Consider the following 4,943-nt stretch of genomic DNA (forward strand, 5'->3'; position numbering starts at 1 on the left):
AGCGGAACGGCGAACTGCTGATTACCCACCGCTATGAGAGCATCGAGCTGGATCTGAAATACCTGGAGCGCACGCTCCCGCATATCTACGCCCTCTGGGGCCGCACCGTGCATCTGCAGACCGTCGTAGAAGACAAAAACGCTCTGTTCACCTATGACGGCAAAAAGGTGCAGCGGCGGTTTATGTAAAGGGTTGTTTTTAGTGGTAATAAAATATTTCTTAGAGAGTCTATGCCTCACAGAGGCTAGACTCTCTTTTTATGAGTAATCTACAGCGAAACCCTATTACTTATTGACGATGGCTACTCCGCAAAAAGCACAGACCGCCCTCAGCTCAAGCGGTTGATGACATACATAGAGAACGGCGAAATCTCAAAAGTTATGGTCACCAAACTGGATCGGATGAGCCGCCGACTACTCGATTTGCTTACGCTGATCGACATGTTCCAGCAGCATCAAGTCGCCTTCATCTCAATCAGTGAATCCTTTGATATCAACACGCCCTCAGGCCGTCTGACACTTCAAGTGCTCTGAGCTGTCACGGAATTTAAACGTGAGCGTATTCGAGAACGTGTCCTGGATAATATGTTCCATGCTGCCAACCAGGACAAATGGCTGACTCAGAGTCCCTACGGATATCGCTTGGAAGAAAAAGCACTTGTCATCCATGAACCAGAGGCAAAAACTGTGCGACAAATATATGATCTTTACCTCAATCAGGGAATGGGATTCTTCGCTATTGCAAGACAACTGAACGAAGAAGGCATCCCGTCAAGGCACAACAAGGAATGGTCCATTCGTTCCGTAAAACTGCTGCTTACCAATCCTGTAAATAAAAAGACCTTTGTATGGAATCGCGTGGATTCAAGTAAGAAGAAACGGACCATAAAAGACGATAAGGATTGGATTGTCATTGACGATTGTCTACCCGCCATTATTGACAAGAACATCTGGGAAAGAGTGCAGACCAAAATGAACAGATCAGATATAGCTCCCCGCGCTCAGACCAGTCCCCATCTTCTTGGAGGCATCCTGAAATGTGGAAACTGCGGGTCAGGGATGAGCATTGGATGGTCAGGATCAAGAAACAGACGTTACCGCGTTTACCGCTGTTCTGAGAATAAGAACAAAGGAACATGCACAAGCAAGCAGTATAAAGCCGACGAAGTGGAGTCCTGGTTTTACAGGGGTTAGCAGGTTTTTCAGATTCACTTAGCCTTGAGTTAGTTCCTCATCTCGTTGAGAAAGCCCGTAGCAACCACTGCAGCCGTGGTGATCAACAGATTAACGGTGCTAAAAACCGTTATAAGCGGAAGGTCGAAGCCTATACTGCTGGACTGATTGAGTTGCAGGATCTTAACGAGTAGAAGCAGCGGATGGAACGGATTATTCAGGAGAATCAGAGTTCGAATGAACAGGGAGAGAAAATGCATGTGGAGGATCTGAAGGAAATGCTTGAGTGCAAGATAAAGACGGTGCTCGATGCGATATATGCGCTGCCTGTTGAGGAGGCTAAGGTGCTGTTGCGGACGTTGGTTTCGAAGGTCACGGTTTTGGGGGAGGGGGAGTTGGATATAGAATTGAACTTGGAGTAAGTGATTGAAACAAAAGTGGATTGAGTTTTGGAATGATCCTCTTTCAACTATATTATATTGAAAGATCACTCATACAATTATTGAATTTAATTAATAAATCCTTCTATTACTATAGAAGTGCCTATGGGTGATTTGACAACTCTTTTATAATACTTCATTGCACTGCTAATGAGTTCCTTGATAATATTCTAAAAATGCCAAACCATAAAATGGGGATATATAAATAGTAGTGAATACATTATGCAAGGCCCCCTCATATGATTATATGTTTCTATTGACTATAAATTAATAGATAGCATTGAGAAGCCAGTTGTAATTTATTAATCCATTATTATTATTTTAACAACACTTCTTAGTATCAAATCGGGCAATTCCTTTGTAAAAATCACTTTGAGCTTCTTCGTCTTATTTATTATGAATGAAACTGATTAATATTATTTCATAACTTTCGTCTCCCTGCCTGTTAAATTCATTACAAATCCAAATATTAGCACGTCATATTGAAATCACTTCCAATATACTCATAACTGAATCATAATCGTTGTCTTTTTTCACAGGAAATACAAAATGATCACATCAATAATTTAGAAATAAAATACTGCTTTTGTGGACATTTCGAATGAGTGAATGTGAAATAGGTTTGTTTTTCAAAATCTAAATTCTAGTGTATTATATATCTATATGAAAGGTAATTATTACCTAGGTAATAATTAAAATTGTATTAACTACACAAAGAGGTGAGTTATATGAAAATAAGATCAATTACAATAAAAAACTTACGACTTTTTGAGGACGAAACTTTTAATTTCAATCCTCATATAAATGTATTCATTGGAGAAAACGGCTCGGGAAAATCTACCATTTTGAGATCTTTCGTACATCTATTAAATTCCTTATATCCTAAGTATAACGGTGAGCTTCTTAATTCTAGCGATATCCTACAAGGTAAAGAAAACTTTTCTATTTCTGCTGACTTTCAAGCGAGTAACAATGAGATAGAACAAGCTAATTTGTCCAATTCTGAAATTCAATTTCTTAATGTATTAGAAAGAACCGATAACAAAAACAGTCTTATGATTTACAACAAAACTAAGTCAGATTCATTATCTTTTTTTAAAAATCTTCATAAAGATAATTTTATCGGGGGTACCGTTCTCTATTTTGATTCTTTTAGATATTTACCCAATATAGCAGTTGATGGACCTAATTCATATCCTCTGCCTAAAAACAGTAGAGAAAACTCGATGGCAAGTTCGATATCAAGAATTTCTGAAACTAGTGATCAATTACATGTAAGTAATAAATTCCTTAACTTAAAACAGTGGTTAATTAATTTAGATTTCATAAGACTTAAACAACCAAACAGCGAAAATCAAAAAACATTTGAACATATCATTGAAGCATTTAATACATTATTCAATCCTTTCATATTTAGTCATATTTCAGAAAAAGGTGAAATACTTTTTAATTGTAATAATATTAGAGTTAATATTGATCAGTTAAGTGATGGTTTTAAAAATTTATTTATTATTATAGGAGAAATTTTCTATAGACTTTATAATTCCTCTGATGGGAAAGCAGACTTTTATAATTATGAAGCAGTGGTTTTAATAGATGAAATAGATTGTCATATTCATCCAAAGTGGCAAATAAATATTATTCCTTACTTCAAACAAATGTTTCCGAATTGTCAATTCATTATTACAACACACTCTCCTTTTATTTTAAATAAACTAGACGATTCTGAAATTACTGAACTAGAAGGAGTGCTTCATCATGCAAGCATTGATAGAGTGTGAAATTGATACTATAAGGACTACAAATATTTCAGAAAAATACTTTGGTATAGAACTTGCTTCAATTATATATACTCCTAATATAGCCATGATGAAGGGTGGTATTCAGGAGATGAAACATTATTTTAATGATTTTAATGAAATCAAAGCTTTTGTTGAGTCTTTTTTTATAGATTATTCTTCTCAGTTCACGGACATTTATATATCAACTTCAATTATAAAAGCTTCTCAAGTAACAGATGCTCTAAACAAGAAAATTTTCGATAAAAATCCAAATTTCAATGGTTGGTTAGTTTTTATTGACCCCACTAATATCGCTAATTGGTCTCATGAATGTGAATATTGGTTATTTAAAAATTCTGAACAATACATCTATTCAGACTCTGAATCTTGGAAACCCGCTAGTTCTTTGCAAATGATTAAAATTATATGATTATAATTTAGGAGAATATAATGGCTAAACATGCTTTATTATTTGCTGGTTGTTATGACAATAATCATACAGAGATCAGATATAATAACGATATTGGATTTATGTATGAGGTATTACAAAAAAACACATATGATCAAATAACTGTTTTGTACACAGATGGCACACCTATTGAGTACAATAATTCTCAAATAGCAACTATAGCAGCAACATACGACTCTTTTAAAACAACTTTAGAAAATTATGCAGCATTACTCACTGCAGATGATCAATTAACCATCATGATAACTAATCACGGCACATTAGATAATAAGCAAGCCCTGATTGTTTGTTGGGATAAGCCGTTTATTTCAGCTAATGAATTCAATTCTCTGATTGGTAAAATTAAATGCAAAAAAATAATTATCCATGGTCAGTGTAAAGGAGGTAATTTTTTAGAAAAAATTGATAACTCTATAATTATCAGTGCCAATTGTATCAATGAAGATTCTTATTCGACCCGAGGAGCTCAGTATGATGAGTTTTTGTATCATTTTATTTCTTTTTTTAATAAATGTTATCCTGATAACACATCTCTCCAAATACAACCAAGCCATAATTCCATTAAAGCTGCATTTGAATATTGTAGGGATTTTGGTTCATATCGAATCCCTCTTGCAGAGACCAGCAAGACAGGGAAGATAAGGATTATTCATGAAGATCCCCAGATTATCTCTACAAATTTAGATCCAGAACTAATAACTTTATAAGCACCTTAGCAATACGAAGGCTGGGCCTCCTACTGGCATCAGCGAATCATGCGCGAGCTGGACCTGACTGCCGAAGAGACGGTCGAATACGCCAAGCTGAATTCATCGGTGGTGCAGCCATCGCGCCAGAGCCTGAATCCGTATTACCTAGGCCTGAAGATTTTCGAGGACATTGAGAAACGCTGGGACCGGGACAAAATGTTCGAGGTACGCGAGCTGGATTCCGACCTCTCCTTCATCCGAAGCTATCTCTCCAAGGAACTGGTGAACGACCTGGACCTCTACTTGTTCGAGAAAAAAGGCCCGGAGTGGAAAATCACCGATAAAGCGTGGGAGAATGTGCGCGACCAGCTCGTGCTGGCCCGGGTGAACGG

The 4,943-nt window shown here is 36.7% G+C and carries 3 protein-coding genes and 3 pseudogenes; all 6 read left to right on the forward strand.

Annotated features, from left to right (window positions below; genetic code table 11):
• Positions 1–188: pseudogene (locus tag C162_RS36480) on the forward strand (stage V sporulation protein R); the annotation flags it as partial.
• 87 nt (positions 189–275) lie between these two features.
• Positions 276–1,594, forward strand: a pseudogene (locus C162_RS37740) (recombinase family protein); the annotation flags it as partial.
• 746 nt (positions 1,595–2,340) lie between these two features.
• A complete protein-coding gene (locus C162_RS32165; protein ID WP_036701903.1) occupies positions 2,341–3,393 on the forward strand; it encodes an AAA family ATPase in 1,053 nt (350 codons plus the stop codon).
• Positions 3,371–3,823 (forward strand): hypothetical protein, encoded by a 453-nt coding sequence (locus C162_RS32170; protein WP_036701904.1) that lies wholly within the window; start codon positions 3,371–3,373, stop codon positions 3,821–3,823. The genes C162_RS32165 and C162_RS32170 overlap by 23 nt, the downstream gene beginning before the upstream one ends.
• A 20-nt stretch (positions 3,824–3,843) precedes the next feature.
• The gene (locus C162_RS32175; protein WP_036701905.1) at positions 3,844–4,569 is read left to right on the forward strand and encodes a hypothetical protein; all 726 of its coding nucleotides are present in this window, start codon (positions 3,844–3,846) and stop codon (positions 4,567–4,569) included.
• Positions 4,570–4,584: 15 nt separating this feature from the next.
• A pseudogene (locus C162_RS32180) lies at positions 4,585–4,943 on the forward strand (SpoVR family protein); the annotation flags it as partial.

The organism is Paenibacillus sp. FSL R7-269, from assembly GCF_000517865.1.
Taxonomy (GTDB): domain Bacteria; phylum Bacillota; class Bacilli; order Paenibacillales; family Paenibacillaceae; genus Paenibacillus_AQ.